Origin of the sequence: Alkalicoccobacillus plakortidis, assembly GCF_023703085.1 — a bacterium.
Classification (GTDB): domain Bacteria; phylum Bacillota; class Bacilli; order Bacillales; family Bacillaceae_D; genus Alkalicoccobacillus; species Alkalicoccobacillus plakortidis.
Window position 1 is genome coordinate 58,532 of the sequence record NZ_JAMQJY010000007.1, and the last position, 25,359, is coordinate 83,890.

Consider the following 25,359-nt stretch of genomic DNA (forward strand, 5'->3'; position numbering starts at 1 on the left):
TTTTATGTTAATATTGTTATATGGATTACTTTAACAAGTTTTATATAGAGGAGGATCAGAATGCAGATAACTACAGCAAATCCAACTCATATAGCTGATATTATAACTTTCTTCAACGAACATTTAGACAGCAATAACAGCGCCATTTATTCTGAAGAATTTCTATGTCCACTTGGTATTAGAGCAGCGGTAAAAAGAAAGCAAATGATCGTAGCAGTAGTAGACGGTCAAGTGGTGGGAGCATTCCGATACTACCGGAAGAAAACTCAAAATAAAATCTCTCTCTATCAATTTGCATTGCGTGAAGATTATCGAGGCAAGAGCTTATTAAAGAAAATGTTTCAAGTAATCAATGACGTACCTATTGTTGCATTATGTCCATTTTATTCTGAATTTAATGACTATTTTATAAAAACTGGTTGGAAAAAACAGCAGCATAGTGATGAGTTTAATGTTTGGGCTTTTAACGAGCGGGATTCACATGCCATTTAAAGTAGAAATAAATGTACAGTTAACTCCCGAAGAAGTGCCAGAGTTAAGAGCACATGTTGGCTGGAGTAGAAGAGATAATGATTATCCAACTTTATTTGAGCGCTGTAACTTTTGGGTTGGTGTGAAAAATGAGAATAATAAGCTCATCGCTTTTGGCTACATTTGTGGCATGGGTTTGGAACATGGATATATGGAAGATATCATTGTGCACCCTGATTACCAAGGCAGCGGTATTGGATTAAAGTTGGTTAATGTATTGTTAGAAGAAGCTGAGAGATTTGGCTTAGAAATCATAACGGTCTCATTTGAAGAGCGTAATGTGAACTTTTACGAGAAAGCTGGATTCGCACCTGGGGCAGGCGGAGTTTGGCAATCAAGAAATTATTGAAATAACGAATCAAGATCCTGCAAATGCAGGATTTTTTATTTTTATATTGAAGGGTTTAAAGACTTAGTATGTAAATTAGAAAATCAATTCTTATCCGAAGCAATGCTTTTTAGAGGTAACAGTTTATTTATGTCGGAAAAAAGAAGTAGGGGGGATTAAAATGTTTGTTAATGTGAGAGCTATAATTACCAGACAAACACCTGATGGTAGAGAGATCCTTATTCAAAAACGAAACAAGCCTTTCGAGGGGAGTAGCCCTTATGAGCTTCCAGGAGGTCAAGTGGAAGAGTATGAATCTCTTTATGATGCACTAGTAAGAGAAGTCAAAGAAGAAACTGGATTGGAAGTAAAGCATATAAAAAACCAGGAAGCTAGAATAACCACCCAAGACGAGACATCAAACGTTGAGGCGATAACTCCTTTTTGCATGTATCAAACTCTTCGTGGTCCAGTGGATTCGTTAGGTGCCTATTTTTTATGCGAAGCCGAGGGAGAATTACTAAGTGATGGTGATGCTACTCAACAAGTACAATGGATTAAAGTTGAAGAGTTAAAAAACCTTTTAGAAAAACAGTGTATTCAATTTAGTTGGATTGATAAATCAGGTGTACTATATTATCTACGATCTTTAGAGTATGGAACGAGTAATGGGGTATAAGGAGTTCTTATTTTATAAGCTATTAAACTGGAATAGACCCATAATCCTGTGCATGAAGAATTAGTAGAAAGGATAACCCACATGAATCAACCACAAAAATGGCCAGAAGTTGATATTGAAATTAAACAATATATAGATAACTTAATTGAGCTGCTGAGACTAAATCTAAAGCATAATCTCATAGGTGTCTACTTACATGGTTCCTTGGCGACAGGTAGCTATTACGTTCCAAAAAGTGATATGGACATACTTGTTGTAGTATCTGATGCGCTTTTACCTGGAAAAGCAAGAGGGCTTAATCTTGCTATTGCTCATTATTCTGATACACGACCCACTATAGGAAATATTGAGCTTTCTATTATCACAGTATATGTAGCAAAAAACATACCAAACCCCATACCTTTTGAATTGCATTATAGTTCGTTTTGGCATGATCGAATCTTAAAAGATGATGTTCAATATAAAGGAAATCAGTTCGATACAGATTTAATTGTACATTTATTATTTGTTAAACAGAAGGGTTTCTGTTTGTATGGTCAACCTATTGATAAAGTATTTGGCAATGTTGATTGGAATGATTTTATGGCTTCTGTAATAGATGAATTTAATTGGACATTAGAAGATCAGAATATTCTTGATTCACCTTACTACAGTATTTTAAACATATGTCGTACATTGAGATTACGCAGTGAAGGTGTGCATAGAATTTATAGCAAGGATGAAGGTGGGGAATGGGGGCTTAGGTGTCTTCCAAAAAGATTTAATCCTTTAATTCAGCGTGCTCTTAATGTGTATCAATCAGACAATACTATTAAAGAAGTAGATATAAAATCAGGCGGAGTTAAGTGGGGTAGAGACGAATTATTAGCATTTAGAGACTTTGCAAAACAAAATCAAGGTTTTCATCGTAGCAACTAAATGAATGAGAGGTAACTATGATGATCATTATTGATTCAGAAGAACTAGACCCGATGGTGTTTAAGCTTTTATCATATGCAACATCTACTTCTAAAGTTAGAGATGAGTATGACCTATATGTACATAACCCTCAACGGATTCTGTATGGATATGAAACGAATGGTTTCCTTGTTAGATGCATCGGAATAGAAATCATCGATCCAGATGAATGCGAGATTAAGCATATCGCTGTGGCTGAAGAGCAGCGGGCAAGAGGAATTGGTAAGAAGATGATTAATTACATTAATAGAGAATATAAGTCGATCATTGCTGAAACAGACGAGGACGCAGTCGTTTTTTATGAAGAATATGGGTTTACAGTATTAAGTCCTGGCGCGGTATATCCTGGAGTTGAAAGATTTAATTGTAAGTTTAAAAGGTGATTTTTCATTTGGGATGTTTATAGAAATTTCAGCATGCAAGGATAGATTATTGCGGGAAGAAGAATAGAGTTTAAGGAACAAGATCTACTAGTCTATCTATTTTCAAAACAAAGGAGAAGCTTATGATATCAGAGTTGATAAACTCAGAATTTAGTAAGTGTAAAGAGTTGCTGCGCAAATAAGGTCAACTAGAAGCAAGAGCTGTCATAGAAGGCGTGAACCCTGGACGAGTATTTGTTGATAATCCTGAAAGGCCGGCAACTGGTGTGGTTTGGCTGCATAATAATGATGGGTTTATCTTTTTTGGAGATGAAACGAATGAGTGTTTTAATAAAGAATTAAACGATTTTATTGAATCAGTCATTAAGCCAGAGGCAAAAAAAGTTGGTTTAGACTGGTTTGAAGCCATAGGTAATCATCAAGGCTGGAATAAAACATTCGAGAACGTGTTTAGTAACCATTCACTTGGAAGTTGGAATCAGAGAGTATACATGTTACATAAAGAAGAGTTCACATATAAAAACATTGCACCAATTGAAGAAGGCTATTTGATTGTGAAGATAGACAGTGATCTTCTTAGAAACAAGACTCGCGTCATTTCGAATCTATCTTTTTTAGAAACAGAAATAATGGAGTTTTGGTCTTCGTCGGAAAGGTTTTTTGATAATGGGATTGGTTATTGTGTGATACAGAATAATAAAATCGTTAGCATGTGTTATTCAGGCTTTGTAGCTGGCAATGTGCACTGTTTGGGCATTGAAACATTAAAGGAGCATCAGGGAAAAAGGTTAGGTCAAAACGTTGCTACCGCCTTAATACATGATTGTCTACAATCGGGGATCATTCCTTATTGGGACTGTATGGAAACGAACAAAGCATCTAGTGCGATTGCTGAAAAACTAGGATTTAAGAATGTATTTAATTATACGGGGTATGATTTTTCTTTGAAGTAATTTGTACATGCTATTTCACTTTATAATAACCTCTGCAAAAAACGGAGTTCGATTTGATGGAAAAAGGTGGTGGTACTCACATTGGATAATCAATATGTTATGGGATGGGGAACACTTGCATTAATAAATGCAGGGTTAGCACAAGGTAAAAACAGAACAGGACTTAATTGGTTTTTGCTTTCTTTAGTTTTGGGACCTGTGGCTACATTCATTTTATTATTTGTGGAGAAGAGAAGTAGTAACTAATAAAATAATCCAAATAGACTTTACGTAGCAATCAATCTACTATATAGTAAAACCAAGATGAAAATATAACCTAAAAAATTCCAACAATTCAAAGGTAAATTAACAATTTCATATTTTTAATGCACTAGGGGTGTTATTTAACTGAGATGAGTACAAACTCAAACCCTTTGAACCTGAACTAGTTAGAACTAGCGTAGGAAAGTGTGAGCACGAATACATATTTGAAGTGGATTCATTTACTATGTATTTACTTGTTTGCGCAACATTCCTACGGGAGTGTTGCGCATTTTTATTTTCCAAAAAAATGATAGGAGTGGTTATGATGACTAGAACGGTATTAGTTACAGGTGGTAGTAGAGGATTAGGTTCAACGATTGTAAAAACATTGGCTCACCAAGGATTTAATGTAGTCATTAATTATAATAAAAGTAAAGATGCCGCAGAAAAGCTTGTGTCTGAGATTGGTGAAGAGAACGCGATTGCTATTCAAGCGGATGTAACAAAATGCAATGAAGTAGATCAATTGATAAAAGAAGCTACAGCATATTTTGGTCAAATAGATGTGGTCGTTAACAATGCATTAGTAGACTTTAAATTTGATCCAAGCAAACAGAAGTCATTTACAGAACTGACGTGGGACGATTATCAAAAGCAAGTGGATGGTATCTTGAATGCTGCCTTTAATATCGTTCAAAGTGTCGTACCTCAATTTATTGAAAGACAAAATGGAATGATTATAAGCATAGGTACCAATCTATTTCAGAATCCTGTTGTACCCTACCATGAATATACAACAGCTAAAGCTGGGCTAATCGGTTTTATGCGTAATGTCGCTTCTGAACTAGGTGTACATGGAATAAAAGCCAATGTCGTTTCAGGTGGATTATTAAAAACCACTGATGCCAGTGCTGTTACGACACCAGAGGTTTTTGATTTAATTGCTCAGTCAACGCCATTAAAGAAAGTCACTGAACCTCAAGATGTAGCCAATATGGTCGCTTATTTATCATCGGAACATGCAACGGGTATTACGGGTCAGAATTTCACGGTAGATGGCGGATTAACTATGAATTAATTGAGGTGTAATCACATGACAAAAACCAAAGAAAAACAATTGCACATAGGGGTTTTACTATATGGTTGTGGCCATCATCAAGCATCCTGGTTAATGCCCAATTCAAGCGTTGAACGGATAGGGGACATCTCTTATTATCAATCTTTAGCTCAATTATCGGAGAAGGGTTACTTTGATGCGGTGTTCTTCGCAGATAATCATTCATTTCAAGGGAACGATTCTAGCGAAATGCCAGCATTTTGGTTTGATCCGATTGTGAATCTAACCGCTATTTCTCAAGTCACAAGTCACATAGGATTAGTATCAACCATCTCAAGTACCTTTGCTAATCCTTTTACAGCGTCACGACAATTATTAAGCTTAGATCATCTAACAAAAGGACGCGTGGGGTGGAATTTGGTGACATCGATGAGGGATGTAGAGGCATTAAATCATAGCATGAATGAACTCCCTTCACACGATGAACGCTATGAAAAGGCAGACGAATTTGCAGCTCTTATGAATAAACTATTTCTTTCATGGGAATCTGAGGAGTTTGTACATAATCGAGAAGAGGGAGCGTTAATAAATCCTTCAAACATCAAGCCTTTTCATCACATTGGTGCACATTTTAACGTACAAGGTCCGTCTACTACGCCAAGAAGCCCACAAGGTAGACCTGTGTCCATGCAAGCAGGCGCATCTAAACAAGGTATTGCATTAGCCGCTAAATATGCCGATGCAGTCTATTCAGTGTCATGGAATCTAAAGCAAGCAAAAACCTTTCGCAAAAAATTAGATGAGCAGGTTAAACAAAGTCAGAACAGTCATAGACACATTAAAGTATTACCGGGATTAGTCACATATGTTGGCCGCACGTACGAGGAAGCGCTTGAAAAGAAAGCAGAATTAGATGAGCAATTACCTATTGAGACGGGGTTAAAACAATTGAGCTTTTTTACACAGCAAGACTGCTCTCATTGGGAACTGGATAAAGCAGTGCCGCCATTACCCCCAGTAGAAGAATTTACAGGTCCTGTTGGTCGTTACGAAACCATACTCGAAATGATAAATGATACACAACCAACCGTAAGAGAATTAATAGGATATCTGAGTGCAGGCGGTGGACATCACACACTGATAGGGACCCCTGAGCAAATAGTCGATCAGATGCAAGTCTGGTTCGAAGCGGGTGTCGCTGATGGATTTAATTTAATGCCTCCTACATTACCTGGTAGTTTAGATGACTTTGTTGAACTCATTGTTCCTGAAATGCAGAGGAGAGGCATCTTTAGGAAAGAATATGAAGGACAGAGCTTTCGGGAACATTTAGGATTAAAAGTAAATGGTTTGTAGAACCTTGAAATGGTGATTACTTGCCCTGTATAGTGGATGTGACGTAGAACACGCAATCATTGGAAAGATTTCTGGAGAGGATTGACTACACAATAGAAATGAGATGATATTTTATGGAGAAGTTTAAGATTGGAGATATGGTAGAAACAACGGAAGGTAGTATGCAACATATCCCCGGTACAGTGGTGTATCTTGACCAAGAAAATGAAAAGTATCTTGTCCGTTTTGGAGGATCTCAACAAATGTACTATGCAGAAGATGAAATTGTGCTATGGGGAACATGAACTAATATGGAGGAGGGAAGGATGTTTGCACTCGGGCGTCCTTCTTAATTCTTTACAATTGGATTATTGAAGCTTATGCTTTGATCATATTTGAATTTAGAAAGGGGCTGCAAATTCAGCTCTTTTTTTGTTTGAGCGAAAGAGGAGGTTACAATGAAAAACTATATTCTTATGATATCTGGAACACTAATCATAGCATTGAGTATTACTCTCTTGGCAATGCCACATTCTATCGCTGATGGTGGGATTCTTGGAATAGCACTATTAATTTACTACGCTATTGGGGTACAACCATCTATTGTCGTTTTTGGGTTGTTCGTTGTGATTATGCTTGCGAGCTATAAATTTTTATCGAAATCTGTCATTTTAAAAACGCTTGTGACTGTGCCGTTGCTATCCTTCTTCACCTATCTAACTGAACCATATGGAATCAAATTGGAGGACCCATTAGTTGCAGCCATTTTCTTTGGTCTTGTGTCTGGAGTTGGTTTTGGTTTAGTGATCTATTCAGGGAGCTCTGTAGGAGGCACTTCGACGATTGCGTTAATGCTAAAGAAAAAATTTGGCTTGGATGTGATTTTCACTGCCTTCATCATGGATGTGATCGTTGTATTAGCAGGTGTCCTAATTATTGGTGTGCTTAATACGTTGTATACAGTCATCGCATTATTTATTGGTAAAGTAGCAAGTGATTATGTCATTGGAGGTTTAGATAGTAAGAAGGCATTTATCATTGTATCAAGCAAAAACGATCAGATCGCCAAAAAGGTCGTAACAAATCTAGCTTCAAGTGCGACCTATATTAATGGAAAAGGTGTTTATGCAAATCAAGAGCAACAGATGTTATACATTCTCGTCAAAAATCATAGAGTGATGCAGTTAAGAAGAATTATTAATGAAATTGACCCTCAAGCATTTGTTGTCGTTAATAACGTGAAAGACGTCTCTGGTGGGACTTTTTTTGGTAATGCAAATTCGTGATTTATGATCAAAGTGAATCTCTAGATCAATGTCATATATACCCAGCCTATGGTTGGGTTTTTGTATTCTTTTAGGAACTATTAATGCACTCAATATCTACAGAACTCTTAATGATGCAGGATTTTTTCTTTTTATATGGAAAGAGTTAGTGAAGTAGTACATAGAAAAGGGGAATAATCATGACATCTGACATACTGCAACAAAACAAACAAAGTTGGAATACAGTAGCTCATCACTTTAATGGTATAGATGCGTTACCAAGCTATGGACCGTTTGCTCAAACGGATGATGAACTCCAATTATTTGAGGATATTAAGGGTAAGAAGGTATTAGATATAGGTTGTGGAAGTGGCCATTCCCTTCGCTACATGAGTGATAGGGGTGCCAATGAGTTGTGGGGAGTTGATTTATCAGAATCACAACTAGAGGCAGCAAGAGTCACATTAGCAGATGTCGAAGCTCAATTACACTGTGCAGCGATGGAAGAAGAAATTGGATTGCCAACAACTTATTTCGACTGCGTGTACTCTATTTATGCTATAGGTTGGACGACTGAACTAGCAGCAACCTTCAAACTCATTTATTCCTATTTGAAGCCAGGTGGTTACTTTATCTTTAGCTGGATCATCCCCTGTATGTTCATTTGAAAAGTGAACAGGGACAAATTTATCTTCAAGGATCCTATCAAGATGAAGGCACGATCACGTATCAAAGGTTCAAAGGCGAAGAAGCCCCAATGACGATCCCAAAAAGAAAGATGAGTACGTACATAAATGAATTAATTAAAGCGGGATTTACGATTGAAGCTGTCATAGAGAGTGATGTACCAACGGAGCTTGATTCAGTTGAAGCAGAGATTTTAGATACATATTACTCACTGTATAAAGCAAGGAAGTTTCCGAGTACGATGATTATAAAGGCGAGGAAATAGAAATAGTTAAATTGGTCTCTTATGGAGGTTTATCATGCAAATAGAATTCGTAAAAGTTGAAGTTCTTCTGCCCGAAATAATTATTGAGAAGGTCAGAGATGAATTGAATAATGCGGGGTTTCTAAGAGTCGGTTACTACGATCATGTACTTTCTTATAGCCATGTGAATGGGTATTGGAGACCATTGGATAATTCTATACCGTATAAAGGGAAGAAAGGCATCGTTTCTTTTGGTGAAGAATGTAAAATGGAGTTCAGATGTAAATATAAGGATATAAAAAGAGTCATATCAATAATTAGGTCTATTCATCCGTATGAGGAACCAATCATTAATGTGATGCCTTTAATTAATTGAATTCTAAAGCTATTTTAATAGTAAACTAGAATATTTACCTTTAGCTTTTAAAGCATTAGAGTAACAAAATTAAAATTCTGCAAATGCAGGATTTTTTTCTTTTTTATGAGGACATAATCAGTGAATTTGTGATCATGGTTTAGTGTGATAAAAACCTTTTGTGGAGTAATTAAAAGTGTAGTTGACCAAGTTTTTTAATGGAGACATTTTTTGTCCTTGTGCTGAAACCCCCTTAAATTAAAGAGAATCTCAAGATTTGTCTGTTTTAAGCCGTACAGATAAGACAGTAAGCTTAGGCTAATACAGAAAGGGAGTTGATCCAATGACAGAACAAGGTGTATCGCTTGGTTTTATCGGGACAGGTGTAATGGGGAAAAGCATGGCCCACAATTTATTACAAGCAGGATATCCAGTGCATGTATTTAGCCGGACAAAATCGAAAGCGGATGACTTATTAAATGAAGGAGCGACATGGCACGATTCTCCTGGAGAGCTTGTTACGCACTGTGATGTGCTCATATCAATGGTTGGGTACCCAAAAGACGTTGAGCAAATTTATTTAGGATCTAATGGAATCATTCAGACAGCAAAAGCTGGAACGATATTTATTGATATGACTACATCGAGCCCTGAGTTAGCCAAAAAAATTGAAGAGGAAGCAAGAAAACATGGCTCCTATTCGCTGGATGCTCCCGTTTCAGGAGGCGATATTGGAGCTCGAAATGGGAAACTTTCCATTATGGTCGGTGGAGATGCGGAAGTATTTGAAAAGGTTCAGCCAATACTCGCGGTTCTTGGAACAAACATTGTCCATCAAGGTACATCCGGAGCGGGACAACATACTAAAATGAGTAATCAAATCGCCATTGCTTCTACTATGATGGGCGTTTGTGAGGCAATTAAATACGCAGAAAGATCTGGTCTTGATCCAAGCACAGTGTTAAAGAGTATAGAAAGTGGTTCTGCGGGAAGCTTGGTCTCTGAGTAATCTTGGTCCACGAATTATTCAAGAGAATTTTGAACCTGGATTTTATGTGAAGCATTTTATTAAGGATATGGGCATCGCCATTCAGTCAGCTGAAGAGATGGGACTAAAATTGTATGGGTTGGAATTGGCAAAAGCACTATATAGTGATTTAGCAAGTCAAGGCGAGGGGAACAGTGGGACTCATGCACTTTTTAAGCTTTATGAGTAGTACAGAAATAGCGGACATTCTTTGTCATTCATACTAAGGAACAAAAGATGGCTGTATGAAGCCATTTTTAAATCAATTATTGTGATCGTATGAGAGGAGGCTTCTATGTTTTGGTGGGAACGAAATAACTTAAGGTTGATCCAAACCAATTTACGAGAGGTCGATGCGACATTAAATGTGGATCAATTAATCTCTGATTTAAAAGAATTCTCAGCGAACACGTTAATGATGAATGCTGGAGGAATCTTTGCGTTTTATCCAACGAAACTGAAATATCAATATCAAACACCATACCTAAAACAAGATCTACTTAGAAAGGTCATTGAAGAAACGCATGCAGCTGGTATCAAGTTCATCGCCCGCTTTGATTTCAGTAAAGCTCATGAAAGCATATTTAAAGAGAAGCCGGAATGGTTTTATCGTACGAAAGATGGTCATGAGGTTAATTACAATGGCATTGTTCATACGTGTATTAATGGATATTACCAACAAGAATATTCCTTAAAAATGATTGAAGAAGTCATAACAGAATATCAGGTTGATGGGATCTTTTTTAACATGTTTGGCTATCAAACAAGTGATTATAGTAGCAATGATTACGGGATATGTCATTGTCAAAGCTGTCAAACACGTTTTAAGGAAATGTATCAGCTTGAATTGCCTTTATCAAACGATCGATCCAGTGAGAGCTACAAGAAATATAAGGAGTTTCAATGGAAAACTACTCAAGAAATGCTTGGATCGAATTCATGAGCTTGTAAAGAGGATAAACCCTCATATCGCCATCAGCACTTACAACGATCACAAGGTCGATATTGTTCGCAATGAATCAAATACGAAATTAACTCGGCCACATCCTGTTTGGTTGTACTCTTCTTCTGAAAATGTGAAGTCAGTGGAGGATACTTGGGAAGACAAACTGATTAGTAACTGCTGTATAAATGCTGTTGATTTACAATATCGATTTATGGGTGTTTCTAAAGAAGAAGTAAGCATTCGTCTGTATGAAAGTATTGCCAGCGGTTCAGGGCTAGATTTTTGCATAATAGGCGTATTTGATGGTTATTCAGATAGAAGAAATTTTCCAAGCTGTTAAAGAAGTTTTCCGGTTCCACGAAGAGAATGAAAAATATTTCGGTCAATTATTGTCCTTAGAAGAAACAGCCATCATTAAACCATCAGGGCCAAGGGTCTTTGATAATAAAGAATATCTAGGAATTTTTAAAATGCTAAAAGAACAACATAAACCATTTGATGTTCTATACCAGCATCAGCTTATCAACAACGAAGCTAAGCTAGAAAGGTTTCAACTTGTGATCCTACCTGATATCCGAGAATGGGAGACTGAACAACTAGAAGTGCTAGTTAGATTACAAGAAAAAGGTGTTAGAATCTTAGCGACAGGCGGGACATTCACACATCCTGACCACGCGCCAGTGCTACACTCTCTTTTTAATGCCAAATTCATTGAGAGTACAACAGAGAATGATGCAGCATACTTACTCTCTTCAGATAGGCAGAGTAGTAAGGAACACTGGGTTTTTATCGATGGAGAGTTTTCTAAAATGAACTTCGCTGACTCGAGTGTTAAACAGCTTCCATATATTGCACCATCCTCCTTTGGACCTCCAGAGCGAGCATATGATCACAAGCAAAGTGATTTTCATGGAGTAGGTATTCACCGAACAGAAAATGGATCAAATGCTTTTATCACGTGGCAACCAGGAAAGTTGTACTACCAGCATGGTTATGAGGAGCATAAACAGCTGTTTCTAAATGTAATGAATCATATTGAACCTCGATCAATAATTAAGACGAATGCGGCTAGTAGTGTTGAGGTGTTTATAAACCGTACAGGTAACGGAGAGTATTTATGTCAGGTTCTCAATTTATCTGGATTTAATGGCGTCACATATATGGAACCCATTCCAATGGAGAGTATTCAAATACAGTTGAAGCTTGAAGAAGTTCCAAGTAAGATTATCGATTTAAATCACAAAGGAGAGATCGCCTTTGAGACTAGTCATGGTGATTCAACCATCACATTTCAAGTGGATCAGCTTCAAAGATATGAAGCCTTTGTTATAGAAATGAGCAAGCAGTAAATGGAGGTGAAGTGATGGACGTTCAACCTTATCAAAAAGATCCTGATTTTTGGAAAACTAGATTTCGTCTGATTCAACCTAACATGAGAAAAGTTGATGCGATTGATCTAGATGTAGAAGAAATGATTGATGAAGTAAAAGAGTATGGAGCAAATGCTATTTTGGTTAACGGTGGAGGTATTGTTGCTTGGTATCCAACAACAAATGCCTATCAGAAAACGAATGAATTCATGCAAGGAGATTTTTTAGGGAGTGTGATTGCTTCGGCCCATAAAGCAAATATTAAGGTGTTAGTAAGGATGGATGTAAGTAAAAGCTATTCTCATTTATTAGAATCGCATCCTAATTGGTTTAGAAGAGATGCTGCCGGAGATGTTGTTAAGCATTGGGAGATGTTAACTACCTGTCCGACTGGTCCCTTTTGGGAGGATTATAACTTCCGCGTGTTAGAAGAGTTGTTAAACAAATATCCAGTTGATGGAATCTTCTTTAATGCCTTTAATTATTTACGATGTAGTTGTAAGCGTTGTCAAAAGTTATTCAAAGAAAAGACAGGGTTCGATTTGCCTATAAAAGAGGACTGGGACAATCCAGCTTGGCGAGCTTTTGTGCATTATCGCTATGAACGTCATGCAGATTACAATCAACGACTAGCGGAATTTGTAGATGTAGTTTCACCAGGGACTGTGCTTACGATTGATACAAATGTTACATCGGATTCCTACAAAGGCATTCGTGAAAGTGGATGGCACACAGTGAATTTTGCAGAGAGTAATGGCTGTATTACAAGTGAGGCATTTAACTTCGTGGATCGGCCATTTCCTAAGTGGAACTATTGGGTTGGTGAAGAAGTCAAAATTGGCAACCACATTAAACAAACGTCCATCATCCTAAGTTACTCAAAATCGATCTTTAGCCGCAGAGCAGCACAGCCAAGCCATACAGTTTGGGTATGATTTAATGCAGATTGCAGCGAATGGAGGCGCGCCATTTGTAGCACTAAGTGGGACCTTCGAGCAGGACGATAAGCAAGCTCTACCTATTACTAAAAGGATATACAACTATTTAAAGACATTTGAGCAAGAATACAACGATATGAAGCCAATGGCAGATGTCGCGATTATTTATTCTCAACGAACCGCAGATTACTACGGCAAAGACAATCCAGCAGAGCGTTGGCAAGCGCATTATCGCGGCATGTACGAAATCATGGCAGAGAGCCATATTCCTTTCACTGTGCTTCATGAAGGGTGTTTATCTATTGAAAAGTTGCAACCTTATTCATGTCTCATCCTTCCAAATGTTGCAGCACTTAGTGATGAGGAAGCTTCATTACTAGATAGATATGTCAATTCAGGTGGTCACATCATCACAACCTATGAAACAGGTCTTTACGAAAGTGAAGGACAGCGAAGGTCGGAGCAGGCCTTAAAGTGTGTAGGCAGAGAGGTAGGAGAATCTGTGCAAAACACATACACGTACTTGGCGGTTCGCGATCAAACATTAATAGAAGATTACCCAGACACAAGTGTAATGATGTTCACGGGAGATTTTTTAGAAACAGTTGAGAAAAAAGGTCATGCCAAATTAGTAAGTGAGGACTTATTTGGTATACCAAGTGTACGAAACACAACGCCTGAATTCGCATATTGGGACGAAGTATCTGATTCTTCTGGTTTGATGATCCATTCATATGGAAAAGGCAAGGCAGCTTATCTACCGTGGAGTCCTGACAAACTCTATTATTTGATGGGCATACACGAATATAAGTCGCTAATCGACGGCTTAGTCAAACGTTTTTGTGGGTCCTTGACGATGAAGTCTAATGCTCCTGGAGGGGTTGAATGCCTTCTCGCTAAAAGAAAATCAGGTGGGTACCTTATCCATTTGCTAAATGGCGTTGGAACACAAGGCAAGCCTTTAACTGAAACAGTTCAGATAGCAAACATTCAATTAAAGATAAAAGGTAATTTTACATCAGCACGATCCTTAACAACTGGTGAGGACTGTTTCATTAAAAAAGAAGGAGAGTACTCATCGGTGATCGTTAATAGTCTAGGTTTATTCGAGGCGATCGTCATTGAATAGAGGTGTTTTTATTAATAAAAATATAACGAGTTGGGAGTGATGAAGTTGGAGCAATCGCTTAAAACAAATAGTAGGGCAGCAACACCTTATAATAGAAATTTGTGGAATAGAATTGTCTCTCACAAATGGATCTATCTTCTGTTGTTACCTGGATTGCTATATTTTCTAATCTTTAGAATCGCGCCAATGTGGGGTCTACTAATTGCTTTTAAGGATTACAATGCCTACGTTGGATTTTGGGGCAGTGAATGGGTAGGGCTACAACATTTCAGAGAATTATTTGGCAGTACAAATTTTTATATTATGCTTCGAAACACGTTTGTTATTAATATTCTTAGCTTAGTATTTTTCTTCCCTTTGCCAATTCTTCTAGCGATTATGTTAAATGAAGTACGCCATGGTCTATTTAAGCGTATAAATCAGTCCATTGTCTATTTACCCCATTTTCTTTCCTGGGTTGTAGTCGCAAGTTTGACTGCGTTTATGTTATCGACGGATATCGGTGTCCTAAATAAATTAATTCATGCACTTGGGTTTGATCGAATTTCTTTTATCAAACGCTAACTATTTTTGGGGAATCATCACCGTTCAAAATATATGGAAAGAACTTGGTTGGGGAACAATCATCTTCCTAGCGGCGATCGCCGGTGTTGACCCATCAAGGTATGAAGCTGCTGTCATTGATGGAGCAAGTCGTTTTCGTCAAATTTGGCATATTACTCTTCCTGCCATTCGGCCAACAATCATCATCCTACTCATACTTCGCTTAGGTAATATGGCTGATGTTGGTTTTGAACAAATATTGTTGATGATGAATCCACTTGTTATGTCTACCGCGGAAGTATTTGATACGTATGCCTATACTCACGGTATCTTGCAAGGTCAAATTAGTATTGGGGTTACCGTCGGAATGTTTAAGGGTGTTGTTGGACTCGTATTAGTTTTGAGTGCTAACTACATCGTCAAACGAATGGGGCACGAGGGGATTTATTAATAAAAAAAAATCTTAAGTAAGGAGGGATATGTTTTGAGCTTTGTGACATCAAAAAAGATGACAATAGGTGATTGGATTAACTACAGTTGTCTTATTCTAATCTCGGCAATTAGTATTTTCCCTTTCTTGTATGTATTCAGTGTTTCTTTTACCGATCCGGAAGTATATGTACCACTTGGATTTTACTTATTTCCAGAGAAGTGGTCGCTTGATGCCTATATTTATATTCTGCAAACAAATAGTTTCATCAATGCACTAAAAAGCACCTTGTACGTGACGGTTGTTGGGACCATCCTTAATGTGATTGTATCGTTCTCGATGGCTTACGCACTAACAAAGAAGAATATGCCTGGTCGGAAATATATTCTTGGCATTGTGATTTTCACGCTTGTATTTAATGCAGGCATAGTACCCAACTATTTGTTGATAAGAGAATTAAATCTAATCAATAGTTACTGGGCATTGATTTTAATGGCCTTAACGAATGGTTGGAGCATTATCGTCATCAAAAGCTTTATGGATTCCTTGCCACCTGAATTGGAAGAAGCAGCAAAAAAATCGATGGAGCGAATGATATGGGTGTATTCCTAAGAATCATTATCCCTTTATCCATGCCGGCGATCGCTGCCTTTACTCTTTTCTTTGCAGTGGCTCATTGGAACACGTATTTTAATGCATTAGTTTATCTAACTGATTCTTCAAAATGGACCTTACAGGTTTTGGTGAAAACACTAGTTATTGATTCAGACTCCAACGGAATAAACACAGGTGGAGATGAAAGTGTGGTACCTCAAGAAACGATTCGGATGGCTTCTATTGTCTTATCGATGCTTCCTATCTTAGTTGTCTATCCGTTCTTACAGAAATATTTTGCTAAAGGGGTGATGCTGGGATCGGTAAAGGGTTGATAAGCGGGAAGGTGAACGGACATTTTTTGCACATCTATGAACGAGTCAATTAATGTCTGTCCTTATCTAGTGAAGAGTAGATTAAACTTTACGTAAGAGGATGGATCATTTAATCACGAAAAAGGGAGGAAGTTTATATGAGAGAGGCTTTTGGAAAAAAGGTCGTGTTGGGGGTTAGCTCACTACTTACGTTCTCCATTTTAGTTGCTTGTAATAATAGCGCATCTGATCCAGTAGATAGTGAAGGTCATAGTGCTTCGGATGAGCCTCTAAACATTCAGATGTTTGCAGGTTTATACAATGAATTGCCTGAAATGGACAATGAATTTTGGACAGAATGGCAGGAGCAGACAAATACACAATTAGATATTGAGTGGGTCCCATCTGGTGATCTCGATACGAAAATGGATTTAGTTCTAGCTTCGGGTGATCTACCGGAAGTGCTCTCTGCACCTAATACTCGTCCGCCGCTAATCAATGCGATAAAAAACGGTGCGTTTTGGGAATTGTCAGAGTTCCTTGGTGATTATAGTGATTATCCAAATCTCAAAAACAACCTCGCAGAAGATTGGCAGAAATACTTGTCTGTAGATGGGGAGCTATATGGTTTACCTCGCTCCCGGTCAAGGATGGATATCGGTGTAAAGATACGGAAGGACTGGCTTGATGAATTAGATATCCCGGTCCCAACGACCATAGATGAATACCATGATGCGTTAAAGCAAATTGTTGAGGAGGATCCGGCTGGCAGCGACACACTTGGGTTAATTGGTCACGGTACAATTGTTGCAGATGGAACGGATGCTTTTGCGGCTGCATTTGGAGCATTGGAACCGCACTTTAATGATGAAGATGGGTTAGTACCAAAGCATTTAACTCCAATGTATACAGACATGGTGGAGTGGTTCAGAGAATTATATGCTGACGGATTATTAGCTCAAGAATTTTCTGTTATGAAACTCACTCAAGCTGAAGAATTATATAAAAGTGGTAGGGCGGCGTCCTATGCAAGAAGTATCTGGTGGGATAAGGAATATGAAGATGCTATCTCAAGAACTCAGGATGACCCAGAAATCGTCAACCTAGCATTGGAAGGTCCAGGTGGAGTAGGTGTCAATCTCGCAACGGGTGTGTCCGGAGGGTATTTTATATCTAAAAAGGTCCCAGAAGAAAAAGTGATCAAAATCCTAGATTATCTTGAGCACACTGCCTCTGAGGAAATTACAGACTTGGCTTACTATGGAATTGAGGGTGTTCATCATGAAATTGAAGATGGACAGAAGGTACTAAATGAGTTAGGCGAAAATCAAATTAACACGACGAGCAAAGGGGCAGGTGTCCTAGCTTATGCCAAATGGGGTAAGGTGGAAAGTGCATCAGGCAGTAAAGAATATAACGATAATAAGAAACAACAAGTGGAACACTTTGATGAAATAGGAACCATTGATCCGATGACAGGTCTTCATTCAGACAAATGGCTTACAGAGTGGGCAAAGCATACGAACGAATGGGATACGATGGTGACAAGAGTTATTGTAGGTCAAATAAGTATGGATGAATACAAGGATTATATCGAATCAATCACTGAATCTCCGATAATGATGGAAGCGTTTGCGGAATTAGGTGAGGAGTATAGAGTGTTTAATCAGTAGCTTAGATTTTCGAGCCGGGGCCATTTGTGGCTTCGGTTTATTAAAAACAAGACGTAAGTACCATTCAAAAAGGTTATAGGAGGATTAAAATGACCGATTCAAAAGAAGAATTATGGTGGAAACAAAACGCACGAGTGATTCAACCTAATTTGCAAGTGAAGGATACCGGAAAAATTGATCCTGATAGATTAGCAAATCAGCTTTATGAGATGGGAGCAAATACAGTCGTATTTAATGTTGGTGGAATTTATGCTTGGTACCCTACAAAAGTTTCGAACCACACACTTAATGAATACCTTCCAACGAGTCAAGATTTGTTAATGAACATGATTAAGGCAGTCCATAAAAAGGGGATGCGTTTTATTGCTCGGTTTGATTTCAGTAAAGCAGAGGATACAGTTTTCTTGAGGAATCCGCAATGGTTTGTAAGAGATCAGGATAGCAAGCCTCAAGTGATAGGTTCTCATAGGCCAGGCAATTGGTCCTTACTTATGTCAACCTGCATAAATGGAGCCTACCGCACAGATGAAGTCGCGATCCCTGTCATAAACGAGGTCTTATCCAAATACCCTATAGATGGAATCTTCCTGAATAATCCTGGCTATATCCCATGTTATTGTGATTCATGTAAACGAAAATACGTCACGTTGTATGGAGAAGAGCTACCAGAAGAGAGAGTGAAGTTCCACCCTGAATGGGCTACAAAGTGTATGGAGGATAATATTGATCAATTATATAGTAAGATAAAACAAAGAAATCCTGATATGCCATTAATCTTGTATTATAATCTGTATCGCGACAGCTTGTACGACCGTGTTAAAACGGCGGATATGCTGTGTACAGAGCCTCAAGATATCTTGTCATTAGGATCAAAAAATATCCCGGAATTTTGGAAGCCGGCACTAAGTATTAAATTAGGTCGTTCACTTGAAGATTATCCTAATCCTTTTGGTATTGTTCATTCAAGCCCGGGCATGGATTGGAGACACACAGGATTACCACCGGCAGAGTACCAATTTTGGTTGTGTCAGATTCCTGCAAACGGAGGTCAAATTTGGCATTCTCTAACTGGCATACCTGATACAATTCACGATAAACGTATACTAGATGTCGTGACTGAGCACAACGATATGGTGAAAAGAGTGGAACCTTTAATGGATGGGGCTGAGAGCTATAATGAAGTAGCTTTGGTTTGGAATGCTGCTCCTTCAGGTGAAGGATGGGCAGATGGATTATTAGAAAGACAAATCTCATTTGACGTATTACTTCCAGAACAGGTAGAGCAACGAGAACTCAGTAAATACCGTGCCATTGTTATACCTGAAAATCTTCAATGGACAGAAACTCTTCTCAAGTCATTAATGTCTTATGCAGCAGATGGCGGAGGACTCATAGTAGAAGGGTTACCGAAAGGCATACATGCTTATGATCTTATCGGGATAGAACCTGAAACGCATGAAGGCGAAGAGTTAGTTGCTTCATATCTACGGTTTGAGAAGAATAGTAGAGCACTACAGAAAGGGTTAGAAGAAACAGAGATCATCGCACATCGTGGCAAAGTAGTTTATGTTAAACCTCAAAAAGAGGTAGATGTATTGGCTACATTGGTTCCACCATTCTCTCCACTTGAAAGCGTAGGTGCTCCTCCGGAAAGAGCTTCATTATCTGTTGAAAGAACAGACATTCCACTGGTTTTGCATCACAAAATAGGAGAGGGAAGAGTGTTATTTCTCCCATTTTCACTAAGCATGCTTATCAATGAATTTCGTCTAAATGAGCATTATGTATTGTTAGATAATATTGTGGAATATGCAGTAGGTACTAGTTTAAGTATAAAGGTAAACCACGCTCCAGGCTTACAAGTTTCTGTTTTCAAACAAGAGAATGGCAATCTATTGGTCCATTTAGTGAACGGTGCTGAAGAAGACCTTTAACTAGAAACCTCCCCATCCACAATGTAGAAGTTAAAATAAGATCATCAGATTTGAAAGCGCTTACTAAAGCGAATGCGGTTATATCTGGTGAAAAACTACATGTTGGAAAGGAGGGTAATACACTAGTAATCCAAGCTACCTATATTAACAATATGGGAGGTTCTGTCTATATCATGAGGAACAGATTATCTGGAAAATCTAGAAATAGAGCTACTTACTTTAGGCGTCTAATTTGGCTAGTTTTTATTTGTGTGTGTATTCCGGTTGTATTGATTGGGAGTATTTATTATAAATTATCTGTGTCACATCTGACGGAAGAGTTAAAGTCACAGTATATGACTTCATTAAAATCAACTATGGATAGCACAGAAGACCGGTTAGCTACCATCGAATATGATTCGTTACATTTTTCCGGGAGTTTGATGGTACGTGAATCATTTTTTAGGGAGAGTTTTAAAAACGATTATGTTTATCATGGGAACTTATTAGATTCAATGCTTACACGTAAAAATGTAAACCCTCCGATTCAAGAGATGATTTATTACAATGATCAGTACCAAATCGTATTATCTACTGACTATGGATATGTACAAAAAAATAAATACTCTTATGATGCAGATATTGATAGAGGATTCTCTTTAAACAAGCAAGCAGGTTGGATGTACTTACCGGACGCAAGTAGTCGAGGATACATCTCGTATGTTCGGCTGCTCCCGGTAATCGGATCCGCACAAGCCCAAGGGGCTTTAATCACTCATGTTAAGGAAGAAGCACTATCTCAGGAATTTCAAAAACATAATGAATCTAGAGATTATCTTAATTACCGTATTATTGATTCGAGTGGTGTGGAGTTGTTTAGTTCGCGTAATGAAGGCATACGTGGACTGGATGTCTCCACTGACCCACTGTATAAACAAATATCAGACATTGAGTCAAGGTCCGGAATTGTATATGGGGAAGATGAAAATGGAAAGGCCACGTTATATCTTTTTAGTAAAACATTGCTTGACCGTGTCTATATCACATCATTAAGCGAAATAGCCATTTCGGAGCAGCTTGGATGGATTAAGTTTGTTATCTTATATACCGTTCTTATTTTTTTAGTCATTGGATTAATCATGTCTTACATCTGTTCTAGATTTGTATATAATCCGGTAGAAAGGCTGATTCAGCAAGGAAAAAAACTAACAGAAAAACAAAGTTTTCCTCAGACTTCATCAAATGAGTTTGAATATATAACGGAATGCCTTCACTATATGCATGAGCAAGCTGAATCTCTCAATAAACATCTAAAAGTAATCGAACCTAATATAAGAGATCAATTTATAGGCAAAGTCATAAAAGGGGAGATCTGGGACAAAGAAAGAATACAATCTGAATGCAAGACTCTCCAAATAGAGGAAGATCATATGTACACTGTCATTGTTGTTACACCAGAAAAGGCGTATAAGTTCTTACCAGAGGAATGGCCGCTGACCACATTTGCGATAGCTAATATTATGAAGGAGCTTCTTAATAAATATGAGCTTTGTGGTTACATTTCTAATGGAGATGGGATGGAAACCATTGCTTTAGTATATAGCAATGATCAACATGCAAATGGGTACATTAATCGAGATCGACTGAATCGTTTTGCTGAGCATACTTGTGATGAAGTGAAAAAGTGCTTATCTCTAAATGTTTCAGTAGGTGTTGGAAGCGAGTATTCAGGACTGAAAAAGACGTCTGAATCTTACCAGGAAGCCCTCCTAGCATTACAAAATCGAATGTATAAAACCTCTTCACCAATTAATTATTTTGATAGCAATGAGAACACAAAGAAGCAGACGATGTTTTTCTATCCAAGGGAACTTGAGTTAGAGATCGTAGATTACTTAAATAAAGGGGAACAAGATTTAACTGAACAGTCCTTAAAGAAGTTTGCTGATGTGGTAAGGGCTTCTGAATCTTATAATTTAATCTATCAGAGCTATCATGTTTTGTTATCCTCTATCATACGTTCGATAGAACAAAAAGGAATAGGACTACTCGAAATAATGGAAAATAATTGGTTTGATCAATTGAAAAGTAGGAAGACAACTGGTGAAATTGTTGATTGGTTTATTGAAGTTTTATTCCCATTATACTTTGACATTATAGAAGAGAATCAAAATCTTAGTGGACGATTAGCTGTTCAAAAAGTTTGGCAACATGTAAAAGAAAATATAGGTATAAACATTTCCCTAACTGAATGTGCTGAATTGGTAGGAATGAGTCCGTCTTATTTGAGTAGACTTTTCAGGCGTGAAACGGGCATTTCATTTGTTGATTATGTGAAACGATGCAAGGTGGAAGAGGCGAAAAAGCTGTTACGAGATAAAGATATGAACATTATACAAATTGCACAGACGGTAGGTTACTCAGAAAGAAATCTAAGTCGGGTGTTTAAAGATGCTGTTGGTATGTCGCCAGGACAGTTCCGATCAGATCATCGATAGATAGGCCAAAACTGAAAAAATCGGTAGGGGGGGGAATTAAGATGGAGTTAAATGGACCATTTTCAGTTATATATAAAGTATCCATATGGATAACAAAATTAGCCTATGTGAATATCCTTTGGGGTGTATTTTCCTTAGCAGGTCTAGTCATATTCGGAATATTCCAGCGACTGTCGCGATCTTTGCAGTCATTCGAAAATGGAAGAAAGGTGATACTGAGCTTCCAATTTTCAAGACTTTTTGGGGATTTTACAGGAGTGAATTTATGAAAAGTAATCGGCTTGGTTTCATTCTTTTTATCATAGGAATGATTTTATATGTTGATCTTCGAATTCTATATTTTTCCGAGGGATTTTTACAAATTCTCTATTATCCTATCTTGATTTTATTTTTCATATTCATTTTAATATGCCTAAATGTTTTTCCAGTCTATGTACATTATGAATTGAAAGCATTTCAGATCATAAAAACATCATTCATTAGAATAATCATAAATCCACTCTCTACATTATCTATGCTAGTAGGAACTATAGCTGTGATTTATTTTACTAACTTAATACCAGGTATCATTCCTTTTTATGGTGTTAGTTTATTGACTCTAGTATTAGTATGGTCATTCTTTATTACAATTAAAGAGGTGAAGAGAATGACCATAAATTGATAAAAAGGAAATTCTAATGAAATTGAATGGAAACTTGTCTTCTGCTCATCTTTTTTATATGTATTTATTTTCCTTAGAGATTATAAAGAATGAGAGTTATGGGAATTGAGAAATTCGATAGTTAATATAACGGTTCAAGATCCTGTCCAGGCAGGATTTTTTCTTTTTATATGGAAGAGTGTAATGAAGAGGGAAAAAATTATGGCAACTGACATACTAAAACAAAACAAACAAAGCTGGAATTGAGTAGCTCATCACTTTAATATCTTATCGGTAAAACCATATTGAATGCTATTACTTTGTATACGTACAAGAATAAAGTACAAAGCAAAAATAAATGCATAGGAATGAAGACGTCATGAAAGAACGACACACGACTAAAATCTTACTTAAACTCTGTTGTACTTTAGGCATTTTAATCATAGTGTTTTTTTTGGTACCACTATTTATTTGGTCTTATGCAAACAAAAACCCTGAAGTAACTCAATTAGAGCATAGCATGTCTCCAAATCAGAATAATGAAATTGAGATTGTTAAAATAGATGAATTCCCAGATCCTATTATTAGAATTAATTATGCCGACCAGTCTATTATGAAAACTAAAATCCCTCACGACATAATAGTTGATTGGATAAGTGAATATGAAGCGATCATTACTCTGAAAAGGTCGGGTAGGGAGCCAGATATCGTTGTTGTAGAATTTGAGAAATGATTGGCCTTTATTAAAAAGGAGGACGTAAATGAGTAACATTGAGTTTGATTTTCCTATAGTTGAAAAAACATATAAAGTCGTAGGGAAAAGAGATCTAAAATTATATATATTTGAGCCCACATCACAAGAAACTAAGCGACCCGCTATTCTATTTTTTAATGGAGGAAGTTTTAAAAAGGAACCAAAGTCACCCGTTCAATTTCAGCATCAAGCCGAATATTTTTCTTCTTTAGGTATGGTTGCAATATGTGTTGATTACAGGAATGGGGCTGATATGGGGTTCTTACCAACTCAAGCTATTAGTGATGTTAAATCAGCTGTGCGATACGTTAGGCGGAATTCGGAAGGTTTAAGAGTGGATCCTAACAAAGTAGTCGTATGTGGTTCGTCAGCGGGTGGATATATTACAGTTTCTGCAATTACGTTCAATGATCTAAATGACGACAACCAATATGAAAATCATAATAAAGACCATGTTCCAAGTTATTTAATTATTTTTGCCGTTGGAATGGATGGTATTGATATCATGGCAAGAAGGTATCCTCAGTTACTCTACAAGGCTAAAGAAATTTCTCCGATTCACAACATTAAAAAATGTTTACCGACTACATTATGGCTTTGTGGTACAGGTGACGACTTATATGTGCAGAATAAAAAGTTTATTAACCTAATGAAACATGAAGGAAATGAGATAACTTTAAAAACATATAAAGGCATGGAACATGGCTTTTTTAATTATGGCAGACATCACAATGAGTATTTTAATCAAACAAAAGATGAAATGGAAACATTTTTAAGGGATATGCACGTCGTCTAGTAGAGATGTAATAACTCAATCTGATATACACCAAACAGCTAATGTAGGTGCATTAGTACAAATACTAGTTTATCATCCGGACTGTCTGAATGAACACTCGGGGTGACATGCCAATATACTTATTAAATTGACGTGTGAAATGGTTATAGTGTTGGAAGCCTACATTAAAAGCAACCTCAGATGCCGTTAAGTTTGTATGGGTAAGAAGGTACGTTGCTTGTTTAATTCTCATTCGATTAAGAGTGGCTACAATAGACTCGCCAGTATTTTCTTTGAAAACGTGTTGTAATCGGGAAGGAGATAGACCTATGCTATTTCCTAACTCTGTGATTTGGATGTTCTCATTCATGCGTGTTGCAAGGATATAAAGTACTTCCTCGACGCGAGGATCCAGCTTGCTATTTTTCTGCTTGGAATACAATAAAATAATTTCACGTAACGAGCTTAAACACAATTCGTGCCATAGGTGACCTTGTTCACGAAAATCAGAGAGTATACGTTTAAAAGCATCAAAGATACGATCCCTTAACACCTGTTGTTCAAAATGGTGTGTGATTAGATCGTCCTGTGGCAATACGTTCGTATCAGCAAAGCTGTTACTAAAATGTACCCAAACAAACTCCCAACTCTTTTGTTTAGCTGTTCCGTATACATGCGGCACTCTTGGTCTTAGTAATGACAAATCACCAGCCCTTAAGTTTTTAATTTGTCCCCCGGCGTTTATATACCCTTCCCCGCCTAAAGTAAAGGTCATTAACCAATCATCCATTCCCTCTA

At 37.4% G+C, this 25,359-nt stretch carries 24 protein-coding genes, 5 pseudogenes and 1 riboswitch; of the genes and pseudogenes, 28 read left to right on the top strand and 1 reads right to left on the bottom strand.

All coding sequences use genetic code 11. The features are described from left to right. Positions 1–60: 60 nt before the first annotated feature. The 28 genes and pseudogenes from NDM98_RS22665 to NDM98_RS22795 all read left to right on the top strand — a co-directional run bounded on the left by NDM98_RS22665 (position 61) and on the right by NDM98_RS22795 (position 24,582). On the top strand, positions 61–492 hold the full coding sequence (locus NDM98_RS22665) for a GNAT family N-acetyltransferase (protein ID WP_251611730.1): 432 nt from the start codon (positions 61–63) through the stop codon (positions 490–492). Beyond that, a complete protein-coding gene (locus tag NDM98_RS22670; RefSeq protein WP_251611731.1) occupies positions 482–880 on the top strand; it encodes a GNAT family N-acetyltransferase in 399 nt (132 codons plus the stop codon). The genes NDM98_RS22665 and NDM98_RS22670 overlap by 11 nt, the downstream gene beginning before the upstream one ends. Before the next feature lie 160 nt (positions 881–1,040). Beyond that, on the top strand, positions 1,041–1,538 hold the full coding sequence (locus tag NDM98_RS22675) for an NUDIX domain-containing protein (protein WP_251611732.1): 498 nt from the start codon (positions 1,041–1,043) through the stop codon (positions 1,536–1,538). Between the two features lie 81 nt (positions 1,539–1,619). Then, positions 1,620–2,456 (top strand): aminoglycoside adenylyltransferase domain-containing protein, encoded by an 837-nt coding sequence (locus NDM98_RS22680; RefSeq protein WP_251611733.1) that lies wholly within the window; start codon positions 1,620–1,622, stop codon positions 2,454–2,456. Between the two features lie 17 nt (positions 2,457–2,473). Continuing rightward, entirely contained in the window at positions 2,474–2,878 is a 405-nt protein-coding gene (locus NDM98_RS22685) for a GNAT family N-acetyltransferase (RefSeq protein ID WP_251611734.1), read from the top strand. Positions 2,879–3,000: 122 nt separating this feature from the next. Continuing rightward, positions 3,001–3,831: pseudogene (locus tag NDM98_RS22690) on the top strand (GNAT family N-acetyltransferase). 81 nt (positions 3,832–3,912) lie between these two features. Continuing rightward, positions 3,913–4,077 carry a hypothetical protein gene (locus tag NDM98_RS22695; RefSeq protein WP_251611735.1) on the top strand — a complete coding sequence of 55 codons (165 nt, stop codon included), beginning with the start codon at positions 3,913–3,915 and terminating at the stop codon, positions 4,075–4,077. A 116-nt stretch (positions 4,078–4,193) separates the two neighbouring features. Further along, positions 4,194–4,294: riboswitch (TPP riboswitch) on the top strand. Between the two features lie 105 nt (positions 4,295–4,399). Next, positions 4,400–5,152, top strand: coding sequence for a 3-oxoacyl-ACP reductase (locus NDM98_RS22700; RefSeq protein WP_251611768.1), 753 nt, complete (start codon positions 4,400–4,402; stop codon positions 5,150–5,152). 15 nt (positions 5,153–5,167) lie between these two features. Next, the gene (locus tag NDM98_RS22705) at positions 5,168–6,487 is read left to right on the top strand and encodes an LLM class flavin-dependent oxidoreductase (RefSeq protein ID WP_251611736.1); all 1,320 of its coding nucleotides are present in this window, start codon (positions 5,168–5,170) and stop codon (positions 6,485–6,487) included. Positions 6,488–6,600: 113 nt separating this feature from the next. After that, positions 6,601–6,771, top strand: a complete 171-nt coding sequence (locus NDM98_RS22710; RefSeq protein WP_251611737.1) for a KOW domain-containing RNA-binding protein — start codon at positions 6,601–6,603, stop codon at positions 6,769–6,771. Between the two features lie 153 nt (positions 6,772–6,924). Continuing rightward, complete coding sequence (locus NDM98_RS22715; RefSeq protein ID WP_251611738.1) at positions 6,925–7,752, top strand: YitT family protein; 828 nt, start codon at positions 6,925–6,927, stop codon at positions 7,750–7,752. A 179-nt stretch (positions 7,753–7,931) separates the two neighbouring features. Next, positions 7,932–8,683, top strand: a pseudogene (locus NDM98_RS22720) (class I SAM-dependent methyltransferase). A gap of 34 nt (positions 8,684–8,717) precedes the next feature. Then, complete coding sequence (locus tag NDM98_RS22725) at positions 8,718–9,038, top strand: YqfO family protein (protein WP_251611739.1); 321 nt, start codon at positions 8,718–8,720, stop codon at positions 9,036–9,038. Positions 9,039–9,360: 322 nt separating this feature from the next. Continuing rightward, positions 9,361–10,234 (top strand): annotated as a pseudogene (locus tag NDM98_RS22730) (NAD(P)-dependent oxidoreductase). 105 nt (positions 10,235–10,339) lie between these two features. Next, positions 10,340–10,987, top strand: a complete 648-nt coding sequence (locus NDM98_RS22735; RefSeq protein WP_251611740.1) for a family 10 glycosylhydrolase — start codon at positions 10,340–10,342, stop codon at positions 10,985–10,987. Beyond that, positions 10,971–11,330, top strand: coding sequence for a hypothetical protein (locus tag NDM98_RS22740; protein WP_251611741.1), 360 nt, complete (start codon positions 10,971–10,973; stop codon positions 11,328–11,330). Before NDM98_RS22735 ends, NDM98_RS22740 begins: the two co-directional genes overlap by 17 nt. Next, positions 11,293–12,339 (top strand): hypothetical protein, encoded by a 1,047-nt coding sequence (locus tag NDM98_RS22745; protein ID WP_251611742.1) that lies wholly within the window; start codon positions 11,293–11,295, stop codon positions 12,337–12,339. Before NDM98_RS22740 ends, NDM98_RS22745 begins: the two co-directional genes overlap by 38 nt. 14 nt (positions 12,340–12,353) lie before the next feature. After that, positions 12,354–13,295, top strand: coding sequence for a family 10 glycosylhydrolase (locus NDM98_RS22750; RefSeq protein ID WP_251611743.1), 942 nt, complete (start codon positions 12,354–12,356; stop codon positions 13,293–13,295). Positions 13,296–13,299: 4 nt separating this feature from the next. Continuing rightward, the gene (locus tag NDM98_RS22755; protein WP_251611744.1) at positions 13,300–14,427 is read left to right on the top strand and encodes a beta-galactosidase trimerization domain-containing protein; all 1,128 of its coding nucleotides are present in this window, start codon (positions 13,300–13,302) and stop codon (positions 14,425–14,427) included. A gap of 39 nt (positions 14,428–14,466) precedes the next feature. Next, positions 14,467–15,421, top strand: a pseudogene (locus NDM98_RS24805) (ABC transporter permease). Between the two features lie 33 nt (positions 15,422–15,454). Beyond that, positions 15,455–16,012, top strand: coding sequence for a carbohydrate ABC transporter permease (locus NDM98_RS24410; RefSeq protein ID WP_307728943.1), 558 nt, complete (start codon positions 15,455–15,457; stop codon positions 16,010–16,012). After that, entirely contained in the window at positions 15,997–16,329 is a 333-nt protein-coding gene (locus tag NDM98_RS24415) for an ABC transporter permease family protein (protein ID WP_307728944.1), read from the top strand. Before NDM98_RS24410 ends, NDM98_RS24415 begins: the two co-directional genes overlap by 16 nt. Before the next feature lie 137 nt (positions 16,330–16,466). Beyond that, entirely contained in the window at positions 16,467–17,981 is a 1,515-nt protein-coding gene (locus tag NDM98_RS22775; protein ID WP_251611747.1) for an extracellular solute-binding protein, read from the top strand. Between the two features lie 89 nt (positions 17,982–18,070). After that, on the top strand, positions 18,071–19,915 hold the full coding sequence (locus NDM98_RS22780) for an alpha-amylase family protein (RefSeq protein WP_251611748.1): 1,845 nt from the start codon (positions 18,071–18,073) through the stop codon (positions 19,913–19,915). Between the two features lie 173 nt (positions 19,916–20,088). After that, positions 20,089–22,392: a helix-turn-helix domain-containing protein gene (locus NDM98_RS22785; RefSeq protein ID WP_251611749.1), complete on the top strand. Its 2,304-nt coding sequence runs from the start codon at positions 20,089–20,091 to the stop codon at positions 22,390–22,392. 41 nt (positions 22,393–22,433) lie between these two features. After that, positions 22,434–23,053: pseudogene (locus NDM98_RS24810) on the top strand (YesL family protein). 358 nt (positions 23,054–23,411) lie between these two features. Next, positions 23,412–23,765 carry a hypothetical protein gene (locus NDM98_RS22790; RefSeq protein ID WP_251611751.1) on the top strand — a complete coding sequence of 118 codons (354 nt, stop codon included), beginning with the start codon at positions 23,412–23,414 and terminating at the stop codon, positions 23,763–23,765. A gap of 28 nt (positions 23,766–23,793) precedes the next feature. Then, complete coding sequence (locus NDM98_RS22795) at positions 23,794–24,582, top strand: alpha/beta hydrolase (RefSeq protein WP_251611753.1); 789 nt, start codon at positions 23,794–23,796, stop codon at positions 24,580–24,582. 64 nt (positions 24,583–24,646) lie between these two features. On the opposite strand, the gene NDM98_RS22800 is transcribed toward NDM98_RS22795, so the two are convergent. Then, positions 24,647–25,359 (bottom strand): helix-turn-helix domain-containing protein (locus tag NDM98_RS22800; protein ID WP_251611755.1); only part of this gene is annotated, 713 nt, incomplete at its 5' end.